A 24837-nucleotide genomic window follows, 5' to 3' on the forward strand; every position below is an offset into this window, starting at 1 on the left:
TTAATCGTCTTTTTTATGTTTCTTTCTTTTAGCATGGCACAAAATGAAGAAAGAATTGAAATTTCTGGAAAAGTTATTGTAGATACTAACGATGTAGAAGGACTTACAGTAAGTAATAAAACATCCAATAGAATAGCTGTAACAGATATGAATGGTGAGTTTTTATTGTTAGTTGCATTAAATGATAAATTAGAGATATCTGCCTTGCAATTTGAGACTGTTTATTTGGTTGTAACAAAAGAAATTATGGCTTCAAAACAATTAACAGTATTTTTAAACGAACGCTTAACAACCCTTGATGAGGTAGTTATCTTACCTTTTAGCTTAACAGGAGATTTAGCTTTAGATTTAAACAAAATTAAAATACATAACCCTAGGTTTGAAAATTTTTATTTTAGAGAAATTGACATAGAAGATAATCCAGAGGCAGAAATTTATTACCAAAAAGTAGAAAACACAATTTTAAATCAAGGGAAGTTTTATAATGGTGTAGATTTTGTTAAAATCACCAATTGGTTAATTAAACCATTATTTGCTTCTAATAAAACAACTATAGTGAATACAGGCTTCGACAATTCTAATTATGATGCCTTAAGAGATACCTACACAAAAGATTTTATAAGTTCAAGTTTTAATATCCCTGAAGAAGAAGTAGAGGCGTTTATTGCTTTTGCAGAAGCAAATAATAAAGATACTTCACTTTACGAGAATGGAAAAGATATCGAGTTGATAGAATATTTAGTAAACCAAAGCAAATTATTTTTAGAAACTGAGACTAAAAAAAATTAACAACTCTGATTTTTATTATTGGCTACTTTGATTAGGGTTTTTAGTTTTTAACATAAGTTTAATCGCTTTTGTATTTATTTTAAGATTTGAAATGGTTTCTTTATCAGGTGAAAATTAACCAATTGAAACATTTATTCTTCTTCTTGCTCTTTGCCGTGTATTTACAAACTGCTTTTTCGCAAACTGTTGAAATTACCGGAAAAGTTACAACCATGTTAGATGTTGAAAATATTCATGTTATCAATAAAACAGCACAAGTATTTACAACAACTAATGCTTTTGGGAATTTTAAAATCTCTGTAAAGTTAAACGACACCTTACAGTTTACTTCCATTCAACATAAACTAAAAGAAGTAGTAGTTGATGCAAGTATAATAATAGATAAAGAACTAGAGGTTCACTTAGAAGAGCTCACTTATGCATTAGATGAAGTTGTTGTAGGCAGAATGTTAACTGGAGACTTGTTAATAGATGCTTCACGAATTGAAGGCGAACCAATAACTGCTAAAAAGCTAGGTATTCCAAGTTATCAAGGAAAATTGAAAACACAAAGCGAAAGAAAACTAAACGAAGCTACAACTGGAGGAGGTTTTATTCCATTATTTCCAATTATAAATGCCATAACAGGAAGAACAAAACAGTTGAAAAATCAAATAAAATTAGAGCGAAAAGATGACTTATTGTATGACATTCGAATTAAATTAGAACCACTTTTATTTTCAGACGAGACACTTCCAGAAAATGTTAGAACCGATTTCTTTTATTTTTGTTCGGAAGACGAATATTTTATAGTTAGATGTAAAGGAAAAAGCGATCTCGAAATTTTAGAATTTCTAAAAGAAAAGCTTGAACAATATAAGTCCAATCTTAAAAAATAATTATTTGCAATCTATGGAACACTTTTTGAACATTCATTTATGTAGTTTTGTAATAATAAAATAAATATATGAAGATTTTTAAAAAATCAATTCTCATTCTTGTATTGCCACTATTTGCATTCACAACTCTTCATAAATATTATGTTAGTGTTACTCAAATAGAATTTGTAAAAGAAAAAAAAGCAGTACAAATAACTTCAAGAATTTTTATTGAAGACCTAGAAGATGTCCTTCAACTTCGCTACAATGAAGATTTGATAATTAAAAAGGAAAACGAAGCTCCAGATGTCAATTTTTATATTGAGAGATATTTAAAAGGAAAGTTAGCTATTAAAATTAATGGAGAAGAAAAAGCATATAATTATTTAGGGAAAGAATTTGATAACGATATTGTTATATGTTATTTAGAAATTGAAGGAGTAAAAGAAATTAATTCTTTCGAAATTCAAAATCTAGTGCTTTTTGATCTTTATGCTGAACAACAGAATATTATACGAACCAATATTAATTCCAAAAATAAAAGCTTTATTCTTATTAAAGAAAATGATAAAGGTTTGTTAAACTTTAAATAAAGCGAATTAAACCTAAAAAAATATCGTTAATTTCCCCTTCAATTTTTTGAATCTAAATTTTAATGATGAAAACACTAAAGTATCTTTTTCTATCTGTTTTGTTTATTTCAGCAAACACTTTTGCTCAAGAACAGGAGCAGCCAGAGCGCAAACCAGGTCATACTAACAACAACAAGTTTAAGCAGTTATATGACGAATTTTCAACCCCAAACATGTTTAGAACAGCTTCTGGAGCTCCAGGACCAGCTTATTATCAGCAACAAGCAGATTATAAAATGGATATTGTTATAGATGATGATAACGCAAAATTATCTGGATACGAAACTATTACTTATACAAACAATTCTCCAGATCCATTAAATTACCTTTGGGTACAATTAGACCAAAACATGCGTGCAAAAGACTCTGAAACACCTTTAATTGAAGGTGGAGGAGTAGCTCAAGCACAACAAGCAGGTAGATTTGCATCTTCTTATATGACAGATGGTTTTGATGGTGGTTTTAAAATTGAAGCTGTTAAAGATATTAATGGAAAAGATTTGCCACATTTGATAAACAACACGATGATGCGTGTTGAATTGCCTAAAGCTTTATTGAAAGGAGAGAAAGTCTCTTTTTCAATTAAATGGTGGTATAATATTAACGACTATGTTAATATGGGTGGACGTTCTGGTTATGAATTCTTTCCAAAAGATGGAAATAGAAATTATATTATTGCACAATTCTTTCCAAGAATGGCTGTCTATAATGATGTAGAGGGCTGGCAAAATTCTCAATTCTGGGGACGTGATGAGTTTGCTTTACCATTTGGTAATTACGAAGTAAATATTACTGTGCCTTCAGATCACATTTTAGATGCTACTGGAAGATTGGTAAACCGTAAGGAAGTTTTTTCAAAAGACATGATGAAACGCTATGAAGAAGCAAAGAAATCTTATGATAAGCCTGTGCTAATTGTAACACAAGCAGAAGCAGAAGAGGCTGAAAAAAGTCGTGCAACAGGTACAAAGACTTGGAAATTTCAAGCTGAAAACGTACGTGATTTCGGTTTTGCAACTTCAAGAAAATATATTTGGGACATGATGGCTGTTAAGATTGGAGACAAAGATGTTATGGCTGTTTCTATGTATCCTAAAGAAGGAAACCCACTTTGGGAAGAATGGTCAACGTATGCAGTAGCCAGTACTTTAAAATCATATTCACGAATGACCTTCGATTATCCTTATCATAAAGCCATTTCGGTACATGCTAAAAATCAAGGAATGGAATACCCAATGATTTGCTTTAACTATGGTCGTCCAGATGAAAACGGAAACTATAGTGATAGAACTAAATACGGAATGATAAGTGTTATTATCCACGAAGTTGGACACAATTATTTTCCGATGATTGTAAATAGTGACGAGCGTCAATGGACATGGATGGACGAAGGATTAAACACTTTTGTACAATACGTAGCTGAACAAGATTTTGGCGAATGGTATCCAGCTGCATTATCTCCAGGACACGATAAATATCCTTCAAGTCGTGGTCCAGCAGCAAACATAGTTCCTTATATGGGAGGAGATCAAGATTTTATTGCACCAATTATGACCAAGGGTTTAAATACCTACCAGTTTGGAAACAACGCTTACGGAAAACCAGGAACTGCACTTAATATTTTACGTGAAACAGTTATGGGTCGAGAGTTGTTTGATTATGCTTTTAAAGAATACTCAAATCGTTGGATGTTTAAACACCCAACACCAGAAGATTTCTTTAGAACCATGGAAGATGCATCAGCATTCGATTTAGATTGGTTTTGGAGAGGTTGGTTCTATACTACAGATTATGTGGATATGGGCGTAAAAGAAGTAAAGAAATATTACGTGTCTTCAGAGCCTAACGAATACGCTAAAATGATGGCTAAACGTTATGGTATGGAATTGTCAGATTTACCACCTTTAGTATATATGGTTGAAGAAGGAAGCGAAGAGTTTAAAGAAGAAATGAAAAACGGTACGCTATTAGAAAACTCAACTCCTCTTAAAGAGTATGTTATGGATAATTTTAGTGAAGAAGAACGTAAAACTATGAAAGAGCCTAAGTACTTTTATAACGTGACGTTCGAGAAACCAGGAGGATTGGTAATGCCAATTATAGTTGAATATACCTATGCTGATGGAACTTCTAAAACTGAAAAATATCCTGCACAAATTTGGAGACTGAACGATAAAGAGGTTAGTAAAGCCGTTGCATCAGATAAGGAAATTGTAAAAATTACAGTCGATCCTAATCTAGAAACAGCAGATGTAGATACATCTAACAACTCTTGGCCAAAAGAAGTTAAACAAAGTGACTTCGATAAGTTTAAAGACGAAGTAAAAGATTAATGTTAAACGTTAAATATTTAAAAGCCGACCATAAAAATGAGTCGGCTTTTTTTATTCTCAAGAATCAACTCACTATATTTGCAGTGTGATACAAGCAAGCATTTTTTTATTTATAGGTACTACAGAAATCATGTTTATACTATTTATAGTAGTCATGATTTTTGGTGCAGACAAAATTCCTGAAATAGCCAAAGGTTTAGGAAAAGGCATACGTATGCTTAAAGATGCTTCAAACGACATTAAAACGGAAATCACAAAGAGTGCCGAAAAAAATGGCATTGATACCAGCATCACTAAAGATGTTCAAGACGAACTTAATAAAGTAAAAGACGACTTAGAAGATTTTACGGGTTCTGTAAGAAGAAAACTATAACATCTACTTTATATACTGCATTTTAACTGTTTTTATTGCTTATTTCATCCAATAAACGAAAAACAGTTCTTTTCATCCCATTTTTTAGAAAGATTAATCAAATTATCAAATATTGTAGTACCCAAATTAACCATTAAAGAGATGAAAAGTTACCTACTAATCAGTTTCTTCTTTATTATTACTCTGTCTTTTTCTCAAAGTGAAAGAGAGATTATTAATAAAATTGATCAAATAAATTCGCAAGGATTAGTTCATTATAACCATAATGACATTACCAAAGCCTTTAATAAATTTAATGAAGCTATAAAATTATCAGATTCTATAAAAGATAATTATGGTCATGCAGTTGCCACCTACAATTTAGGAAGGATTTATAATTATATGCATGAATATGATGATGCTAAGTTGTGTTATAATAAGATGTTAGTGTACTCACTTAAAATAGATGATAATTTTTTAATAGCTAATTCATACTTAAGTTTAGCACAATTATATGAAGAAATAAATCAGGATGAAGACGTTATACCTTATTTAGAAAAGGCACTAGAATATGGGCAAAAATCAAACGTAAGGGATCAGGATAATCATGACAAGCAAAATAGCATATTGTTTGACATCAAAATGGAAATGAGTTCTGTTTATATGCAAAGAAACAATCTTGATTTAGCTTTAATAAATTTACTGAGAGCAGAAAATAACTTGAACAAATTACCATTCGATGCCTACACATATGCCAAATTTAATTATGCATATGGACGTTATTTTAACCGAAAGAATTTTTTTAACAAGGCAAATGATAAATTTGAATTAGCCATTACATTTCTTAAAGACCAACAAATAAAGGATTTAAATAGTAACCTCTTAATTAGTGAAATATATCGCGATTTATCATTATCTAATTCCAAATTGGATAATACTGAAATGGCTTATAATTTTTTAATCAAGCATAATTTTTACAGAGAACAGTTTATTAATGAAGAAAAAGTCAAACAAGAAAATATTGCAAAATCTAAATTTTATTTAGCCGACTATAAACAAATAGCCGAACGTGCAAATAAGGAAAAAATAGCTCAAGAACAGATAACACAAAAAATTAAAAAAATTAATATCGCAATAATTGTAACTATCTTTGTGCTAGCTATATCATTATTAATGTTATATAGAAATTACCTTTCAAAGAGAAAGTTAAGTCAGGTTTTAGAAGCACAGAATAAACAATTAGAATACGCCAAAGATCAAGCTGAAAAGTCGTCTCAATTAAAATCAAAATTCATTTCAAATGTTACGCATGAATTAAGAACACCTCTATATGGTGTTGTTGGTTTAACCTCTTTATTATTAAAACGAAACGATTTAAGTGAGAGAGATAGTAAATATTTGAAATCATTAAAATACTCAGGTGATTACCTCATGAATCTAATTAATGATATCTTACAGATTGGTAAAATTGAATCTCAAAAAATTGAATTAAAAAATGTTACAATCAATATAAGAGAGTTAATAGACAATATTACAGATTCATTTGAATATAAGTTGCAAGAGACTAACAATAGAATAAAGGTAGATATTGATAAAAGCATTCCAAAGTATATTAAATGTGACAATGTGAGACTTTCTCAAGTATTAATAAATTTAATTGGGAATAGTATAAAATTTACTGAAAATGAAGTAACAACTGTTACGGTTAAAGCTTTAAAAATTGACCAAGACAAAGTAAGCCTACACTTTTCTGTAAAAGATAATGGACCAGGAATTCCTAAAGAAATGCATGAAAGCATTTTTGAGAATTTTTTGCAATTGGATGAAAACAATAATGTGAATTATAAAGGTACTGGACTTGGATTGCCAATTACTAAAAATTTAATAGAATTATTTGGAAGTCAAATAGAATTAGAAAGTGAAGTTGGAAAAGGTTCAACATTTGGATTTCAAGTATCTTTTGAAGTTGATAATGATTACTCTAATAAATTAAATGAAACGAAGACAGTTCCATTAAATGGGAATTATAAAATTTTAGTAGCAGAAGACAATAAAATTAATCAAATAGTAACCCGAAATATTTTAGAAAAAGGAAACTTTCAATGCGATATAGCTAAAAATGGTTTAGAGGCTGTTAATGCCTTAAAACTGAAAGATTATGACCTGATATTAATGGATATTAATATGCCAATATTAAACGGAAATGAAGCCACAAAAGAAATAAGAAAGACCAATAGTCTGATACCAATTATTGCATTAACAGCAGCAGATATAGAAGAAGTTAAAAAAGAATATCAAGCTATAGGCTATAATGATATTATAACGAAACCATTTGATAATTCACGTTTTTACCAAACCATATTATCTAATATTCAAAAAAGCAAAAATAAGATTGACGAAAAATCACCACTTGTAAAGGTGTCTTAAGAATACGATTTTCTGATTTATAGTTTCGTTTACGTACATATATAAATCTGTTTTAATGATTTATAAATAGTGTACCTGCCTCTCGGCAGACAGGAACGAAGGCCGTCTATTTTTTTAAGTCAAGTGTTATCCTAACAACAACTATTAGTTTTTAATTTAAAATATTTATATACTTGACAATGTCTTCTTGAGTATATTCTCCATTTTTTTTCTGAAACTCACCTTTCTTATTAATAACTAGAATACCATAGCAAGATTGTTCTTTATTAAAGAAATTGTCAAGGAAAAAGTTACTTATATCTGAAAAATGATTTTGTGAATCAATAATTTCTGTTGCTTTTTTACTTTCAGAATAAACAAAAATGTTTCGCACATTTACTAATTCCATTTTAGAATAATATTCAGTCCACCATTCGGAAGATTGCTTCAAATTCTTATAATTGTCGTAATGACAACTGCTTCGAGGTTGTTTAAAATTTACAATGATTAAGTCTTCAGAATTCCAATGATAGTTTTCTATTATAAACTGTAATTGAGTTTCAGAGAGTTTTTCATCAGTTTGACTTTCTGGTTTATTGAAACTTAAAAAACAAATCACTAAAAGTAAAAGCATTAAATATTTTTTCATTTTATGGTAATATTTGGGTGATTTATTATTAATTCAACTTATTTCTTCCTACTAATGGTCAACCCATCTCTAATTGGCAACATAACCGTTTCTATTCTACTATCGGTTTTTAAAAGAGAATTGTATTCAATAAGTGCAGGTGTAGATGTGTCCTCTTTTTTGAAAGTAGTGTCCAGAACTTTACCACTCCATAAAACGTTATCAGATAAAATAATTCCACCTCTTTTTAATCGTTCAATAATTAAATTGAAATAATTAGAGTAGTTTTCTTTGTCAGCATCAATAAAAACTAAATCGAAGGTTTTATTTAAATCTGGTATAATTTCTAAGGCGTTTCCTAAATGCTGGTGAATTTGTTTCCCATATTCAGATTTGTCAAAATATTTACGTTGAAAATCTACCAATTCTTCATTAACATCAATAGTGTGTAGTTCACCATTAGGTTGCATGCCTTCTGCTAAACAAAGAGCCGAATAGCCTGTATACGTTCCAATTTCTAGAATACATTTTGGGTTAATCAATTTGGAAATCATACTCAATACGCGACCTTGATAATGACCACTTAACATACGAGGTTGTAAGATTTTTTGGTAAGTTTCACGAGTTAGCTGCTGTAATAATTCTGGTTCATCTTCAGAATGAGAAACTACGTATTCGTTTATTTTTTCTGGTAAAAAGTGCATGGTGTTTATTATATAGTGTCTGGTCGAGCGCAGTCGAGATCCTATTAAAACCTCTCGACTTGTTTCACAAGCTACTTTCGCTCAAAATATATTTTGCACTCAGTAATGCTCGAGGAGACATGTTACCCTAAAATTCTGTTTACTAATTTTTGTTTAGCTTCATTATCATCACCACACAACCACTGAATCACGTTGTCTTCCCAAATAGCATCACGTTCAGTTTCGTTAATTATGTTGCGTTCTACGGCTAAATCTAATATTTTTCCAGGATAAGAAGATTGCTTTTCACTTTCCATTTCACCTAAAGGATACGGATCATCTAATCCCATAAGAACTTGTTTAGAACCTTGATTTTTAATCAATAATTGTAAGCCTCCTGTATCATGAACTAAGGTGTCGAAAAAGATGTTTTTATGTCCAACAGCTTTTCTTGGATGACTCTTTCCTTCAAATAAATCTGGTCTTCCATCAAATCCTTGGATACGACGTCCTAAATTAATTTGAGCCAACTGTCCTCCATGAGCAAAGCAGGTTCTCATATTAGGGAATTTATCTTGATAGCCATTTAAAGTTAAGAAATGGTAGGCATCTGCACATTGCGCTAGCATCCAAATTAAATGAAAACGCCAAGAGGTATTTTCTAACTTAATGAATTTTTCGCCATCGTATGGATGGATTTCTACTGCCAGATTATACTTATTTGCCAATTCAAAAATAGGCTCGTTTTCTTCATCAAAAATACAACGCCAAGTCCCAATGGTATCCATATAATGTGTTGGTAAACAAAGTAATTGCATACCTAATTCTTCAACGCAACGCTCAATTTCCCAACATGCTCCTCGAACAAATCCAGGATGTACTACAAAACCACAGGTAAATTTACTTGGATTTTCACGTTGGATTTTAGCATTAAAATCGTTTTGAAAACGCAAGGCTTGTTTCATTTCTTCCACACGCAAACCGTTTCCATATAATTGAGATAGATTCAAAACCACAGCATGATCAATCTTAAAGCGTTCCATCCAAGCTAATTTTTCATCTAAAAAGAAACTAGAATCAGTTATTGGACGATTCCAATCTTTTTGAAGCATGAATTTCCTGTCTTTATCCACCCAAAAAATCCCTTTGTCTTTCATAAACTGAGGTATTTCCTCAGGATAAGGAAGTAGGTGAGAGTGACCGTTTATTCTTAATTTACGTTTTTCCATATTTACTGTCATTGCGAGCCTTTTGGCGTGGCAATCTTTTTATAAAGAGATTACTTCGTCATACTTCCTCGTAATGACGACAATTTTTATTCTTCTATTTGTACTTTTTTTGGAGGTTGCATGACTTCGCCACAATTTGGACAAGTTCGCTTATTTTTATCGCCATAATATTTGTCGAAAATTCCAGGCATATCAGTTTCAATATTGTCTAGTGTAAAATCTTCTTCATATAATTTGGTAGTGCAATTTTCACAAAACCATAACAAAGCATCTTGAACACCTTTATCTCTAGGATATTCTATAACTAGTCCAACAGTATTGGCTCCACGTTGCGGAGAGTGTGGTACTTTTGGAGGTAATATAAAGATGTCACCTTCTTTAATGTGAATGTCTTTGGGTTTGCCTTCATCAATTACTTTTAAAACCATATCACCTTCAATCTGATAGAAAAACTCAGGAGTTTCGTTGTAATGATAATCTTTTCTACTATTCGGTCCACCAACAACCATCACGATAAAATCGCCATCTTTCCAAACAACTTTATTGCCAACAGGTGGTTTTAAAAGGTGTCTATTTTCTTCAATCCAAGCTTTGAAATTTAAAGGAGTTACTAGTTTGCTCATGATTCTATTTTTATGATGTCATTGCGAAGCAAATTTTTATTTGCTGTGGCAATCTGTATCTTTTAATGAGATTACCACGTCATTTTGTTCCTCTTAATGACAGATTTTTTAAATTGTTCTATAAAGTTACAAAGATTTTGTTCTTCCACCATCAACAGGAAGGTTTATTCCGTTAATGTAGCTTGCGCATTCGCTCGCTAAAAAAGTAACAGCATATGCCAATTCTTCAGGTTTGGCAAAACGTTTAGCAGGTACTGCATTTTTCATGGCATTGGCAGCCTCTTCTTCAGTATTACCTGTTTTAGCAGATTTATTTTTTATAATTTCTGTTAAACGTTCGGTTCCTGTTGCTCCAGGAAGAACGTTGTTTACAGTAATTCCGAAGGAACCAAGTTCGTTAGCTAATGTCTTACTCCAATTGGCAACTGCGCCACGAATGGTATTGCTTACACCTAAACCATCCAATGGTTGTTTTACAGACGTTGAAATAATATTTATTATACGACCATAACCTACATCTTTCATAAAAGGAACAACAGCTTGAGCTAACACATGATTACATTTTAAATGCTGGGTAAACGCATTTTCAAATTCATCCAATTCTGCTGAAAAAACTGGTCCACCTTTTGGTCCACCAGTATTATTAACTAAAATATGAAAACCATGATTTTTAGAAACATACTCTGATACTTTTGCTTTTAATTCTTCAGGATTTGAAAAATCTGCTACAATATAATCGTGATTTCTTTGTTGAGGTAATTCGGCTAAAACAGCTTTTAATTTGTCTTCGTTTCTTGCAATTAGTGTCACAGTTGCACCTTCAGCAACTAAAGACATAGCTGTTGCTTTTCCTATTCCTGCTGTGCTACCACAGACTAAGGCGTATTTGTTGTTTAAGTTTAGATTCATAATATTTCCTGCGAAAGCAGGAATCTTTTTAATGTGATTCTGAAACAAGTTCAGAATGACGTTTGATTAATATTTTTTTTTGCGTTAGTTCGAGTAAAAATTTATTTTTAAATTTTTGTATCGAGAACAAATGACATCTCGATACTATTTTCTTTGAAAATCACTCAATGTGACGATTAATATTTTATACATACATTTTTCGCTTCTGTAAAAAAGCGTAAAGCTTCAAAACCACCTTCTCGACCAACGCCTGAAGCTTTTACACCTCCAAAAGGAGTTCTTAAGTCACGCATCATCCAAGTGTTCACCCAAACAATTCCAGATTGTAATTGGTGGCTCATTCTCATGGTTCGTTTTAAATTGTTAGTCCAAAGTGTGGCTGATAAGCCATATTTTACTTTGTTTGCCATTTGTAAAACGTCATCTTCAGTATTGAAAGGCATGATAGTAACCACAGGCCCAAAAATTTCTTCTTGATTCACTCGGCATTCATCATTAGGTACTTCAATAACTGTTGGCTCTAAATAATAACCATTTTCGAAACCTTTTACTGTGACTTTATTACCACCACAAAGAATTTTGCCATTTTCTTCTTTAGCAATATGGATGTAATCCATTACTTTTTCTAGATGTGGTTTAGAAACCAAAGCACCAATATTTGTTGTTGCTTCTGAAGGATGCCCAACTTTAAGGGCTTTTATTTTTTTAACAAAATCCGTTTTGAATTTTTCATAGATAGAAGCTTCCACAAAGATACGACTACCACATAAACAAATCTGTCCCTGATTCGCAAAAGATGATCGAACGGTTGTTTCTAGCATGTCATCATAATCACAATCTGCGAAAATGATGTTTGGGTTTTTTCCACCTAACTCCAATGATAGTTTTTTTAACATTGGCGCAGCTACTTTAGCAATATGTGCTCCAGTGGCTGTTCCTCCAGTAAAGGAAATAGCTTTAATATCTGGATGTTCTATTATGGCTTGACCTGTTGAGCCACCAAGTCCATGAACAATATTTAAAACACCTTTTGGGAGACCAGCTTCATTACAAATTTCGCCTAACAAAAAGGCAGTCATAGGTGTGACTTCACTAGGTTTGGCAACCACGCAATTGCCTGCAGCAAGAGCTGGAGCAATTTTCCAAGTAAATAAATAGAGTGGTAGGTTCCAAGGCGAAATACAGCCTACAACACCTATAGGTTGACGTAAGGTGTAATTTATGGCATCCTGACCTACACTTTCATGACTTTCGCTAGAGAATTGTGTGATAGCATTTCCAAAGAATCTAAAATTGCTTGCTGCTCTAGGAATATCTACAGCTTTAGCTAAAGATATAGGCTTGCCATTGTCTTTACTTTCTGCTTCAGCAAAACGTTGAAGATTTAATTCAAGTAATTCTGAAATTTTGATTAGAATCCTGCTACGTTCTTCCAATGTGGTTTGAGACCAACTTGGAAAAGCAGATTTGGCAGCGATATAGGCATTTTCAACATCTTCTTTTGATGAGTTTGGGATTTGTCCATATATCTCACCATTTGCAGGACAATAATTGTCTAACCAATTATCTTGAATTGGATTATGAAAATTACCGTTTATGTAGTTTTTGATGTTCATTTTATTTACAGATAATAGACAAAAGATAAGAGACGTCTTGGGTCTTTGTTCTCTTGTCCTGATTCTTTTAGTCTTTTTTCTTATAAGCCATCACTTTAATTTCTACTACCAATTCTGGATGTGGTAATTGATGTACAGCTACTGTGGTTCTGGTTGGTCCAGTTTCTTTATCAAAAAACTCAGCATAGGCTTTGTTATAACCTGCAAAATCATTCATATTAACTAAAAAGGTAGTGACATCTACTACATCTTTTAATGTAGCTCCTTCTTTAGCTAGATTCTTTTCTATGTTTAATAAAACCTCACGAGTTTGGACTTCAATGTTTAGATGTTTGGTTCCCATTTCGTCAATAATATCAACACCAGCAATGGTATTGTCTGCTCTTCTGGAACTGGTGCCTGATACAAAAATAAAATCGCCAACTCGCTTGGTATGTGGATAGGCTCCTCTTGGTGTTACATTAGTTCCTGCAGAAGCAGGAATCTCATTTTTTTTGTTACTCATAATTTTTCTTTTTTCTTGTTCATTTTGCCTTGATGCAAAACGAACCAAAAAATCACAATCAAAATTAGGAAATTGCTAAAGCATCATTCGTTTTCGGAATTACGTGCTTGAAGCTACGCTTCGCATCTTCACTCCTTCACTCATTATTTCTGAATTTTGATGTTCAATTCTTTGAATTGATTAAGGACATTCTCCTTTATTATATTTTGTTCTAATTTCTTCTGTTGTTATGTTTATCACTTATCACTTATCACTTATCACTTATCACTTAAGAATAAAGTCCTGCAATTCTATCGTCTTCTAAAATAGCTTCTGTTGCTGTTTTTACTTTTTCTAAAATTGTTTTCAAAGCTTCTTTATCTGTCAGGTCGATTGCAGTCGAGTATTCACCATCTGCTAACATGTTTAAAATAGCTTTGTCTTGAGCACGTCCACGTAACATGGCTTCTCTGTAACTTATGTCTTCATTAAAAGTAACTAAGGAATATTTCGAGGAATAGTCATCTGGGAACGATTTCTCAAAAGCCATTTCCAAGTTACGCTTTTCTCTGAAATTAGCATGATTGACATGTCCTTTCATTTCATAGAAGTTGTCGATAGCTAAATCTGCTATGGCATCTGTGTTTTCTTTACGGGATTTTTCATATACTTTGAAAACAGTTTCCCATTCTGGATGCCCTTCATCTAACACCTTATCAAATTCAGTAACATCTTCAAAGGACGCATTCATACCTTGTCCGTAAAAAGGAACAATGGCATGTGCAGCATCTCCCATTAAAAGTGTGTTTCCTTTGTAATGCCATGGAGAACATTTAACAGTTCCAAGTGGTGAGGATGGATTTTCAAAAAAATCATCAACCAGATTAGGCATTAATTCTAAAGCATCTTTAAAGTATTTTGAAAAGAATTCTAAAACACGCTCTTTAGTTGTTAGGTTGTTGAAATTATATTCACCTTCATCAAAACTTAAAAATAGAGTTACGGTAAAACTGCCATCTAAATTTGGTAAAGCAATAAGCATAAAGGCTTCACGTCCCCAGATATGCAGTGCATTTTTATAAGTTTTATAGCTTCCATTTTCACCTGGAAGAATGCTTAATTCTTTATAACCATGAGATAAATAATCCTGTGAAAAACTAAACAAGAATTTTTTACCTAAATAATAACTTTGTCGCATGGCAGAACCAGCCCCATCTGTTGCAATTATAGCATCAGCATCTTCTACGAACTCGGTATTTGTGTCGTAATCTTTAAATAGAGCTGTGGTATTTTCGAAATCAACCGATTTGCATTTTTTATTAAAATGAATGGTGACGTTTTCGTGTTTTTCAGCTTCATCTAGCAACAACCCATTTAATTGCCCACGAGAAATTGAGTTAATATATTCGTGCTCACGACCACTGTAAGGTGCTAAAACGGTATTGCCTTCAAGGTCGTGTAGCATGCGTCCATTCATCGGAACACATAACGACTTCACTTTTTCTTCGAGTCCAACCAATTTCATGGCTTTGATACCGCGATCTGAAAAAGCTAAATTAATAGAACGACCAGCAGAAATATCTACTTTTCGTAAATCTGGACGCATTTCCATAACGGTTACATTATAACCACGTTGTCCTAAGCGTAAAGCTAATAAGCTTCCACAAAGTCCAGCGCCAATGATGAGTATGTTTTGTTGTTTATTCATTTTTGTTTTTGTCTGGTCGAGCGCTGTCGAGACCTAATTAACCTCTCGACTGCTCGAGGAGACATTATTATGTATTTAATATTTGCTTCAATTTGTCAACCATTCTATACACATCTTCAAACGTGTTATATAAAGGAACTGGTGCACAACGAATCACATCTGGTTCTCTCCAATCTGTAATAATGTGAGCTTCGGTTAATTTTGTGTGTAAATTTTTATCAGCATCTTTTACCTGAATGGAAAGTTGACAGCCTCTTTCCTTAGGATTAGATGGAGTGATGATTTTAATTTTATCATTATTTAATTCATTCAGTAGAAACTCGAAATAGCCTGTTAGTTTTTCAGATTTTTCTCTAAGAGCGTCCATGCCAACTTCATTAAACATATCTAAAGACGCTTTTATTGCAGCCATGGATAAAATTGGCGGATTACTTAGTTGCCAACCTTCTGCTCCAGGAATCACATCTAATGGTTGACGCATATTAAAACGCGTGGATTTATTATGACTCCACCAACCTGCAAAACGTTTTAGTTTTTTGTTATACGCATGTTTTTCATGAACAAATAAACCTCCCAAACTTCCAGGTCCAGAATTTAAATATTTGTACGTACACCAAGCTGCAAAATCAACTCCAGAATTATGAAGCTCTGGTTTGATATTTCCTGCACCATGAGCTAAATCTATTCCAACCATACAGTTTTTGGCATGGCCTAATTCGGCTATTTTTTTTATATCTAGATATTGTCCTGTGTAATAATTAACACCACCAATTAGAAGCAAAGCAATTTCATCTCCTTGTTCTTTTAGGATGGTTTCTAAATCGTCCATGTTTAAATGTTCTTCGCCTTTTCTAGGTTTCCATTCAATCAAACCTTCATTAGCATCAAATCCATGAAATTCTAATTGGGTTTGTACAGCATATCTATCAGACGGAAAAGCATCACTTTCTATAACTATTTTATATTTAGTTTTTGTAGGTTGGTAAAACGACACCATTAACAAATGTAAATTGGTTGTTAAGGTGTTCATGGTAACCACTTCAATAGGTTTTGCACCAACTATTTTTGCCATGGATTCGGTTAAGAATTCGTGGTACGGCATCCAAGGGTTTTTAGCTTCAAAATGACCTTCTACACCAAAATTAGCCCAATCGTCTAGTTCTTGTTGAATATATTTTTGTGTACTTTTTGGTTGTAGTCCAAGAGAGTTTCCAGTAAAATACAACCAGTCGTTTCCTTGTTTGTCTTTTGGAATGTGGAACTGATTTCTATAATGCGATAAGCTATCGTTTTTGTCTTGTTCTTTTGCGTAATCAAGACCTAATTTATAGTTGGACAAAGTGTGTGTTTTTTCGGTTTCCAACAAAAATAAGAATTATAATTTTAGGAAGGAAGCCTTAAGTAACAGATAATTTTAATTGGTAATTTTTGTATATTTATTAAAATATCAGGTTATGAGTAAAACTAAAAATTACACAAACAATGAAGTTACCATTGTTTGGGAACCAGAAAAATGCATTCATTCTGGAATTTGTGTGAGAGGATTGGGTGATGTTTTTAAACCTAAAGAAAAACCTTGGATTAAAATTGATGCTGCTTCTACTAAAGATTTGGTTAAGCAAGTAAAAGCTTGTCCTTCTGGTGCTTTGAGTTATTTTATGAATTCTGAAGGAGATAAAACTACGGAAACTTTAGAAACAAAAGTTGAGGTTTTGGAAAATGGACCTTTATTGGTTTATGGCACATTGCATGTAACTCATAAAGATGGAAGCCAAGAAGTAAAAAATAAAACAACGGCTTTTTGTAGGTGTGGTGCTTCAGCTAACAAACCTTTTTGCGATGGCACACACGTGAAAGATGATTTTATTGGATAAAGAAAAAGTGCTTCAACTTGTTAGATGAAGCACTTTGAATATATATAGACGCATATAGCGGAAAACTTATATAATATATACGTCTAATTAATGTGTTTTGGATGTTTTTATCTTAGTTTGCTAAAAAATTGAAAATCTCTTTAGTTTGTTCTCTAATTGGTGTAAAGGTTGTTTTAGAGTTTGGGAATTCAGGAAAAAAGTAAGTAATTATACCATTTTCATCAATTAGTAGATATTGAGCAAAATGATGTCCAACGATGTTTGAGTTTAGCCAATTAGAACTATCTTTTAAAATAGGAAATTCCATGTTGCTAAATGAAGATTTGTATGCATTCGTATCTGCTAAAAAAGCAACTACTTGGTATTTCTCGTTTTTGTTTAAAGCATTTAGTTTTTTAATCTCTTTTCTGGTAGGTTGAAGCTTTGGATGTATAAAACAAACAACCGTTGGTTTCCCTAAGAAACGAGATTTAGCGTACCAATTATTGTTTAAATCTTGAAATTTAAAATCAGGAAACGGTTTGTTAAGTAACATTATATAAAGATTTGAAGAAGATGCTCTATTTTTGTTATTAACAACTGATCTAAAATTTTTTATAATAGAATCATTTCTATTTACTTCTTCAAAAATTTCAATACTTATATAGTTTGGTTCATTTTCTTTTTTTACGATTTCTAAATCTGAAAGGTACTTATCTTCAGTCATTAGTTTATCTCCAATTTTAAAGTAGGTTTGAGAGAACGAAAAGGAAACGATTAGAAAGAAAAAGAAAGAGAGCAGGTGTTTTTTCAAAGTACTTGGTTTAGATTCATAAAACCTTAAATATATAGAATCTTAATTAGATTTGATACCTTCGTTTAAATAAAAAAATACACATGAATAAGTACGATTCCTATTTTAATACCAACAAAGCCACTTGGAATGAGAAAGTTAAAATTCACTCCAAAAGTGACATGTATCAACTTGAGGATTTTAAGAATGGTAAATCTTCTTTGATGCCTTATGAACTAAAAGCTCTTGGGAATGTTGAAGGAAAAAATCTGTTGCATTTGCAATGTCATTTCGGTCAAGACACCTTAAGTTGGAGTAGAATGGGAGCAAATTGTGTTGGTATAGATTTAAGTGATGAAGGCATTAAATTAGCAAAATCACTCAATGAAGAGCTGAAATTAGATGCGCAATTTGTTTGTTGTAATGTGTTGGATACTTCAAAATATGTTGAAAAAGAATTCGATATTGTTTTTACCAGTTATGGTGTGATTGGTTGGTTGCCAGATTTAAAACCTTGGGGAAAAATGATTGCTGAACGTTTGAAAAAAGGAGGCACGTTTTATATGGTAGAGTTTCATCCAATAGTTTGGATGTTCGATTATTTAGAAGGAAAACCTATTATGAAATACGGTTATATGCAAGACGAAGCTATTTATGAAGAATACGAAGGCACTTATGCAAATACGGATTCAAAAATGATAAGTAAAGAATATGGTTGGAATCATGGATTAAGCGAAGTTATTAATGCTTTAACTGAAGCAGGCTTGCATATTGACTTTTTAAATGAATATGATGAAAGTCCATATAATGTCTTGCCAGATTTGGTTGAAAATAAACAAGGCATGTTTACTACAAAAGACAAATTATATCCTTTAATATTTGAGATAAAAGCGACTAAAGTTTAACCTACTTGTCACGCTGAGCTTGTCGAAGCATTTTGATTAAGATTATTGTTTACATTAAGAAACGCAATAATGTTTAATGTTTATTCTCTTTCAATAATTCAGGGAATTTCGCTTTAAATTTGTTCAATCTTGGGATAGACACATTTTGGACATATGGATCTTCTGGATGTAGTTTTTCGTAGTTTTGATGATAATCTTCTGCTATCCAAAATTTTTGAAACGGATAGACTTCTGCAGCAATAGTAGCATTCAACTTTTTTGTTAAGGCTTCTTTTTTAGATTCAATAATTTGTTTTTGTTCCTCATTCTGATAAAAAATAATAGAGCGATATTGCGAACCTGTATCTGGACCTTGGCCATTTACTTGAGTTGGATTTTGAGATCCAAAATAGACGTCAACTAAAGTAGAAAAGCTAATAATATCTGGATTGTAAATAACTTCAACAGCTTCAGCATGTCCTGTTCTTCCAGTATTACTTGCTTCATAAGTTGAGTTTTGAGTGTGTCCACCAGCATAACCAGAAATTACTTCGTCAACGCCAAAAACACTTTCATATACAGCTTCAACACACCAGAAACAGCCACTAGCAAAATAAGCTTTTACTAATCCGTTTTGGATTGGGACTTCTATGGGTTTTGCATCAATTACTGCTTGTTGTTCTGGATTTTGTTGTGCCATATTATTACAACTGAAGAATAATACAATTAATAGTGTAGAGAGTATAGATTTAAATTGAGTAGCCATGTTTTTAAGTTTTGTTTTCTGTCGTAATGAAAAAGAAATCCTATCAAAAATAGCAATAAAAAAAGCCTTCATTTGGATGAAGGCTTTTAAAATATATAATTTAAAATGAATTAAAGTTTTGCAAACATTTTTTCCATTTTTGCTTTTTGTTCTTCAGCTAAAGCAGCATCAACCAAAATTCGTCCACTATGCTCATCTGTAATAATTTTTTTACGAGAAGCAATCTCCATTTGTACTTGAGGTGGTATTGTAAAGAAAGATCCACCTGAAGCACCTCTTTCAATAGCTACTACTGCAAGTCCGTTTTTTACATTAGTTCTAATCCTAGTATAAGCTTTTATTAATCTCTCTTCGATTTTAGTTTTATAATCTTCAGATTTTTTAATTAAAGCAGCTTCTTCTTTTTCAGTTTCAGCAAGAATAGCATCCAATTCACTCTTTTTGTGCTTTAAGTGAGTTTGACGAGCTTTTAAACGTTCTTTTGTTTCAGAAATAACTTCTTTTTTCTGTTCTATTTGAACTTTAAATTCTTTAATGTGCTTTTCAGCTAATTCTATCTCTAATTCTTGAAATTCAATTTCTTTAGTAATAGAGTTGTATTCTCTGTTATTTCTAACATTTTTTTGTTGTTCGCTGTATTTTTTAATTAACGCTTTAGATTCTTCAATAAGATTCTTCTTGTCGCTAATTTGATTGTCTATAGACTCTAAACTTGATTCTAATTTTTCTAATCTAGTATTTAATCCAGTAACTTCATCTTCTAAATCGCGAACTTCTAATGGAAGTTCTCCTCGAACATTTCTAATTTCATCGATACGTGAATCGACTAGTTGCAAGTCGTACAAATCTCTTAAACGATCTTCTACAGTTGCTTCTTTCTTTTTTGCCATAGTTTAAAAATACTTAACAGGATTGGTGTTTGTCCTTGATAAAACGATTGCAAAATTACTAATTTTTTTTGTAAGATATGCAACTAAAAGGTTTTTTGTGAATTGTTCGCTTTCATAATGACCTATATCTGCTAAAACAATCTGATTTTCAGCCATAAAAAAGTCGTGATACTTTAAATCTGCTGTAACAAATATGTCTGCTTGAGCTGCCTTTGCTGCTGCAATAGCAAAACTTCCAGAACCACCTAAAACAGCTATTTTTTTAATATTTTTTTGAAGTAGAATAGAGTGTCTAATACAATCTGTTTTCATGTTATTTTTTAGAAGTTTTAGAAATTCTGATTCAGACATTTCGTTTTCTAAATCTCCAATCATGCCCATTCCAATATGCTGATTTTTGTTTTCAAGCGTAGTTATTTCATATGCCACTTCCTCGTAAGAATGGTTTTTGAAAAGTGTTTTTACAATTGTTGATTCTAAATGTTTAGGGAATGTTACAGAAATTTGAGTTTCATTTTCTTTATGTACTTCTTCATTCTTGCCTTTTGTAGGATTAGAATTTTCATTTCCTTTATAAGTGCCAACACCTTCAGTATTAAAACTACAATGGTTGTAATTACCTATGCTTCCTGCACCTGCTTCAAATAGTGAGTTCCTAAGGTTTTCAGCTTCATTTTTTGGCACAAAAGTGATAAGTTTTTTTATGGTTTGAGCTTGTGGAATTAAGATTTTACGATTTTTTAATCCTAATTTTTCACAAATCATATTATTAACGCCTAACATAGAATTATCTAAAGCTGTATGCATAGCATAAATGGCAATGTTGTTTTTTAAAGCTTTTATTAAAACACGTTCTACATATGTTTTTCCAGTAAGTTTTTTTAAACCTTTAAAAATAATTGGATGAAAACTTACAATTAGGTTGCAGTTTGATTCTATAGCTTCATCAACCACAGCTTCCAAAGTATCTAAAGTTACCAAAACTCCAGTTATTTTGGTGTTTTTGTCTCCAACAAGAAGACCAACATTATCAAAATCTTCTGCATAAGCTAATGGAGAAAGAGTTTCAATATGATTAATGACATCTTGAACTATCATAATTTTGTGTTATTAAGTTTCAAACAAAGATAAAATTTTTAATTTCGCTTTAATGAAATTATTGCGCTACATCTTATTTCCCATAGTTCCAATTTACTTTTTAGTGACTTGGACCAGAAATAAGTTCTATGATTTAGGCTGGAAAAAAAGTAAGTCTTATAATTTTCCTATTATCTGTGTAGGTAATTTAAGTGTAGGAGGAACTGGTAAATCGCCAATGATAGAATATTTAATCAGGCTTTTAAAAACTGATTATAAGATTGCAACATTAAGTAGAGGATACAAACGTGAAACTTCTGGTTTTAAATTAGCAGAAAACTCAGATACAGCTAAAACTCTTGGAGACGAACCTTTTCAGTTTTATAATAAATTTGGTGAAGATATATTAGTGTCAGTAGATGCAGATAGACAACATGGTATTTCTAGTTTAATTGAGAGTAATAATAAACCAGATGTTATTTTGCTTGATGATGCATTTCAGCATAGAAAAGTAAAGGCTGGTTATAATATTCTGCTTACCACATTTAATGATTTGTATGCAAACGATTTTGTTTTGCCAACTGGAAACTTAAGGGAGCCAAAAAGTGGTGCTAAACGAGCCAATATTATAGTGGTTACTAAATGTCCTACTAACATTACTAATAAAGATAGAGAGCATATAAAATCTAGATTAAAGCCTACAAAAGAACAACATGTTTTTTTTAGCTCAATTCAATACTCTAATAAAGTATATTCTTTAACCAACGAGAAAGTGTTATCTCAATTAAAAACATTTACTTTAGTTACTGGAATTGCCAATGCAAATCCTTTAATTGATTTTTTAAACTCGAAAGGGTTAGAATTTAATCACTTAAATTTTAAAGACCATCATACATTCTCTGTAAAAGAGATAGATAATTTGTCTAAGCTAGATTGTATTATTACAACCGAAAAGGATTATATGCGATTGAAATCTGAAAATAAATTAAAGGATAAATTATTTTATTTACCAATTGAAATTTCAATAGATAAGAAAGATGCATTCAATAATTTAGTTTTAGAATATGTGAAACTTTAAACAGTTTCTGAATCTTGTTTAATTAAGGCATCAAACAGTTTTTTCTCGAAATCTTCTTGCTTGAATGGTTTAGAAATAATATCGTCGAAACCAGCTTCATCAAATTCATGCATTTTATCTTCAAGTGTAACAGCTGTAAGGGCAAATATGGTTATTTCTTTATTGAAGGTTCTAATAAGTCTTGTAGCTTCGAGTCCACTAATTCCAGGCATATGAATATCCATTAAAACAACATGATATTTTTTGTCTCTTACCATGGTAACTGCATCTTCTCCATTATCAACAACATCACAATTTAATTTCATTTTGTTAAGAATTTTCTTTGTAATCATTTGATTAATCTTGTTATCCTCAACTACTAGAATATTAATGTCTTTTAGGTCTATTTCATTTATGTCTTTAAAGTAATTAACAACTTTTACTTCTTCTACTTTTTCAGCATATTTTAAAGGTAGCTCGAAAGTAAATTTAGAACCTTTACCAAGTTCACTTTCAAGAGAAATTTTACCATTTAATATTTGAATAAGTCCTTTTACAATAGAAAGTCCTAACCCAGTACCACCATATTTTCTGTTAATTTGAATAGAGCCTTGAGAAAAGCTTTCAAAGAGTTGATTTTGCTTTTCCTGACTAATACCAATTCCGTTATCTTCAATTTCGAATTTAACTTCATATTGATCATCTTTTTTGCCAACTTGTATTGCTCTTACCCAGATGTCTCCATCTTTTGTGAATTTTATGGCGTTACCAATAAGATTGATTAAAATTTGAGAAATTTTAATTTGATCTGCAATGTAATTTACAGGTAGTTTAGAGTCATACTCCAAGTGGATTTGAACATTATTATCTGTTGCAGAATTATTTAATGCTGCAATAATGTTGGTCATTTTCTTTTTTAAGTTGAATGCCTCTGGCTCAATATCTACTTTATTGGCTTCAATTTTATTTATTTGAAGAATGTCGTTAATAAAGGTTAATAAATAATCTCCTGAAAATTTAAGAGATTTAAGGTGTTGTATTTGATTTGGCTTTGGGTTCTCTTCTAAAAGCATATTAGTCAATCCAGTTACTGCATAAAGAGGTGTTCTTAATTCATGAGTTACTGTAGATAAAAAATTTGCTTTAGTTTTAGAAGCAAGCTCAGCTTTTTCTTTAGAAACAATTAGTTCTGCATTCTTTTTATGCAGCATATTATTTGTCTTTAGTCTAATATTATTGTTTTTGTATAAAGACAAGGTTAATAAAGATAAAATGGTAATTAGAGCGATACTTAAAATTGTAGTTAATTTATTTAAATTATTAGCTGCTTTTTGTTCTTCTAAATCTGCTAATTGATTTTTTTGATAAATAGTTTGATTTTCGATTAAAAGTTGTATTCTCTTATCTTGCGAAAGGTTACTCCTTTTTATCTCTAGAAGAGAGTCTGAAAGTGCTATATGTTTTCTTAAATAGTCGTTAGCAACTTTATAATTTCCTATTTCTTGATTTAAATTACTTAGTACAAGATATCCATCATTAAGAACATTATTAAATTTATTCTTTTTAGCTATTTTAACACCATCATTTGCCTGATCTAAAGCATCTGTAGGATTATTTAAATGATAGAGAGCAATTCCTAAATTAATTTTGGCACTACTTATTATTTTATCTAATTCGTATCTTTTTGCAACTGCAATTGATTTTAATAAATGTAATTTGGCGTTTTCATAATCTTTTAAATAATTATAAGTTTTACCTTCATTAAGTAATACTTCTGCAACAAAATTATTTAAATCTTCTTGTTCGAAGAGTGTTTTAGACGATTTGTAATAATCCAAAGCTTGTTGGTACTGTTTTTTACTTGTATAAACATTACCTAATGTTTTGTAAGTTTCGGCTAGATTAACATCGTCTTTAGCAAAACGTTGAACTTCATTTGCTTTAATAAGAGATTTAATAGCTTCATCTGGTTCTTCAATAATATATTTAAGTTTACCAATCTTGGAGTAGATAATACCTATGCTTTTCTTATTATCAATTTTAATAGCAAGTTGTAAAGCTTCATCGTATTTCTCTTGAGCTTCATAATAAGCATTATTATCTATGTCGGCTTGTGCTTGATTAATTCTTACATCAATGGTGTTTTGAATCGTTTCTTCGTCCTCTTCAAAAGACGTTTGCGATGAAGCATTTAAGCTCAACAACAGAATAATAGCACATATGTAATTGTTGATTTGGGACATTTTTTTATATCACTAATATAGACAA

At 31.4% G+C, this 24837-nt stretch carries 23 protein-coding genes; 9 read left to right on the forward strand and 14 right to left on the reverse strand.

The features are described 5' to 3' along the window. Positions 1-15 precede the first annotated feature (15 nt). The 6 genes from LX78_RS08225 to LX78_RS08250 all read left to right on the forward strand — a co-directional run bounded on the left by LX78_RS08225 (position 16) and on the right by LX78_RS08250 (position 7390). Complete coding sequence (locus tag LX78_RS08225; protein ID WP_170109824.1) at positions 16-789, forward strand: carboxypeptidase-like regulatory domain-containing protein; 774 nt, start codon at positions 16-18, stop codon at positions 787-789. Positions 790-911: 122 nt separating this feature from the next. Next, positions 912-1667 (forward strand): hypothetical protein, encoded by a 756-nt coding sequence (locus LX78_RS08230; RefSeq protein ID WP_245881501.1) that lies wholly within the window; start codon positions 912-914, stop codon positions 1665-1667. Positions 1668-1735: 68 nt separating this feature from the next. Continuing rightward, positions 1736-2239 (forward strand): DUF6702 family protein, encoded by a 504-nt coding sequence (locus LX78_RS08235; protein ID WP_109682181.1) that lies wholly within the window; start codon positions 1736-1738, stop codon positions 2237-2239. Positions 2240-2304: 65 nt separating this feature from the next. Beyond that, positions 2305-4611, forward strand: a complete 2307-nt coding sequence (locus tag LX78_RS08240) for a M1 family metallopeptidase (RefSeq protein WP_109682182.1) — start codon at positions 2305-2307, stop codon at positions 4609-4611. Positions 4612-4699: 88 nt separating this feature from the next. Then, on the forward strand, positions 4700-4984 hold the full coding sequence (locus tag LX78_RS08245; RefSeq protein ID WP_408068259.1) for a Sec-independent protein translocase subunit TatA/TatB: 285 nt from the start codon (positions 4700-4702) through the stop codon (positions 4982-4984). Between the two features lie 141 nt (positions 4985-5125). After that, on the forward strand, positions 5126-7390 hold the full coding sequence (locus LX78_RS08250; RefSeq protein WP_109682184.1) for an ATP-binding response regulator: 2265 nt from the start codon (positions 5126-5128) through the stop codon (positions 7388-7390). Positions 7391-7541: 151 nt separating this feature from the next. Here the strand turns inward: LX78_RS08250 and LX78_RS08255 are convergent, their stop codons facing one another. The 9 genes from LX78_RS08255 to kynU all read right to left on the reverse strand — a co-directional run bounded on the left by LX78_RS08255 (position 7542) and on the right by kynU (position 16588). Next, positions 7542-8018, reverse strand: coding sequence for a hypothetical protein (locus LX78_RS08255; RefSeq protein WP_109682185.1), 477 nt, complete (start codon positions 8016-8018; stop codon positions 7542-7544). 38 nt (positions 8019-8056) lie between these two features. Continuing rightward, entirely contained in the window at positions 8057-8701 is a 645-nt protein-coding gene (locus LX78_RS08260; protein ID WP_109682186.1) for an O-methyltransferase, read from the reverse strand. A gap of 122 nt (positions 8702-8823) precedes the next feature. Next, positions 8824-9909: an amidohydrolase family protein gene (locus tag LX78_RS08265; RefSeq protein WP_109682298.1), complete on the reverse strand. Its 1086-nt coding sequence runs from the start codon at positions 9907-9909 to the stop codon at positions 8824-8826. A gap of 86 nt (positions 9910-9995) precedes the next feature. Next, positions 9996-10532 (reverse strand): 3-hydroxyanthranilate 3,4-dioxygenase, encoded by a 537-nt coding sequence (locus LX78_RS08270; RefSeq protein ID WP_109682187.1) that lies wholly within the window; start codon positions 10530-10532, stop codon positions 9996-9998. A 126-nt stretch (positions 10533-10658) separates the two neighbouring features. Beyond that, entirely contained in the window at positions 10659-11441 is a 783-nt protein-coding gene (locus tag LX78_RS08275) for an SDR family oxidoreductase (RefSeq protein WP_109682188.1), read from the reverse strand. 176 nt (positions 11442-11617) lie between these two features. Beyond that, positions 11618-13057: an aldehyde dehydrogenase gene (locus LX78_RS08280; protein WP_109682189.1), complete on the reverse strand. Its 1440-nt coding sequence runs from the start codon at positions 13055-13057 to the stop codon at positions 11618-11620. A gap of 67 nt (positions 13058-13124) precedes the next feature. After that, on the reverse strand, positions 13125-13562 hold the full coding sequence (locus LX78_RS08285; RefSeq protein WP_109682299.1) for a RidA family protein: 438 nt from the start codon (positions 13560-13562) through the stop codon (positions 13125-13127). 268 nt (positions 13563-13830) lie between these two features. After that, a complete protein-coding gene (locus tag LX78_RS08290; protein ID WP_109682190.1) occupies positions 13831-15249 on the reverse strand; it encodes an FAD-dependent oxidoreductase in 1419 nt (472 codons plus the stop codon). A gap of 67 nt (positions 15250-15316) precedes the next feature. Then, positions 15317-16588 (reverse strand): kynureninase, encoded by a 1272-nt coding sequence (gene kynU, locus LX78_RS08295; RefSeq protein WP_109682191.1) that lies wholly within the window; start codon positions 16586-16588, stop codon positions 15317-15319. A 115-nt stretch (positions 16589-16703) separates the two neighbouring features. Here kynU and LX78_RS08300 point away from each other — a divergent pair, with 115 nt between their 5' ends. Further along, positions 16704-17123, forward strand: coding sequence for a (4Fe-4S)-binding protein (locus tag LX78_RS08300; protein WP_109682192.1), 420 nt, complete (start codon positions 16704-16706; stop codon positions 17121-17123). A 112-nt stretch (positions 17124-17235) separates the two neighbouring features. Here LX78_RS08300 and LX78_RS08305 read toward each other — a convergent pair whose 3' ends face one another. Beyond that, positions 17236-17916 (reverse strand): redoxin domain-containing protein, encoded by a 681-nt coding sequence (locus tag LX78_RS08305; protein ID WP_146192554.1) that lies wholly within the window; start codon positions 17914-17916, stop codon positions 17236-17238. 83 nt (positions 17917-17999) lie between these two features. Here LX78_RS08305 and LX78_RS08310 point away from each other — a divergent pair, with 83 nt between their 5' ends. Beyond that, positions 18000-18800: a class I SAM-dependent methyltransferase gene (locus LX78_RS08310; protein WP_109682194.1), complete on the forward strand. Its 801-nt coding sequence runs from the start codon at positions 18000-18002 to the stop codon at positions 18798-18800. 73 nt (positions 18801-18873) lie between these two features. On the opposite strand, the gene msrA is transcribed toward LX78_RS08310, so the two are convergent. The 3 genes from msrA to LX78_RS08325 all read right to left on the reverse strand — a co-directional run bounded on the left by msrA (position 18874) and on the right by LX78_RS08325 (position 21533). Then, positions 18874-19545 carry a peptide-methionine (S)-S-oxide reductase MsrA gene (gene msrA, locus LX78_RS08315; RefSeq protein WP_109682300.1) on the reverse strand — a complete coding sequence of 224 codons (672 nt, stop codon included), beginning with the start codon at positions 19543-19545 and terminating at the stop codon, positions 18874-18876. Positions 19546-19655: 110 nt separating this feature from the next. Continuing rightward, positions 19656-20435, reverse strand: coding sequence for a zinc ribbon domain-containing protein (locus LX78_RS08320; RefSeq protein WP_109682195.1), 780 nt, complete (start codon positions 20433-20435; stop codon positions 19656-19658). Positions 20436-20438: 3 nt separating this feature from the next. Further along, entirely contained in the window at positions 20439-21533 is a 1095-nt protein-coding gene (locus LX78_RS08325; RefSeq protein WP_109682196.1) for a Nif3-like dinuclear metal center hexameric protein, read from the reverse strand. Between the two features lie 52 nt (positions 21534-21585). On the opposite strand from LX78_RS08325, the gene lpxK reads away from it, so the two are divergent. Then, positions 21586-22590: a tetraacyldisaccharide 4'-kinase gene (gene lpxK / locus LX78_RS08330; RefSeq protein WP_109682197.1), complete on the forward strand. Its 1005-nt coding sequence runs from the start codon at positions 21586-21588 to the stop codon at positions 22588-22590. Here lpxK and LX78_RS08335 read toward each other — a convergent pair. Beyond that, positions 22587-24812, reverse strand: a complete 2226-nt coding sequence (locus LX78_RS08335) for an ATP-binding protein (RefSeq protein ID WP_170109825.1) — start codon at positions 24810-24812, stop codon at positions 22587-22589. The genes lpxK and LX78_RS08335 overlap by 4 nt on opposite strands. Positions 24813-24837: the final 25 nt, after the last annotated feature.

The sequence above is a fragment of the Xanthomarina spongicola genome (assembly GCF_003148645.1).
GTDB classification, from domain to species: Bacteria; Bacteroidota; Bacteroidia; order Flavobacteriales; family Flavobacteriaceae; genus Xanthomarina; species Xanthomarina spongicola.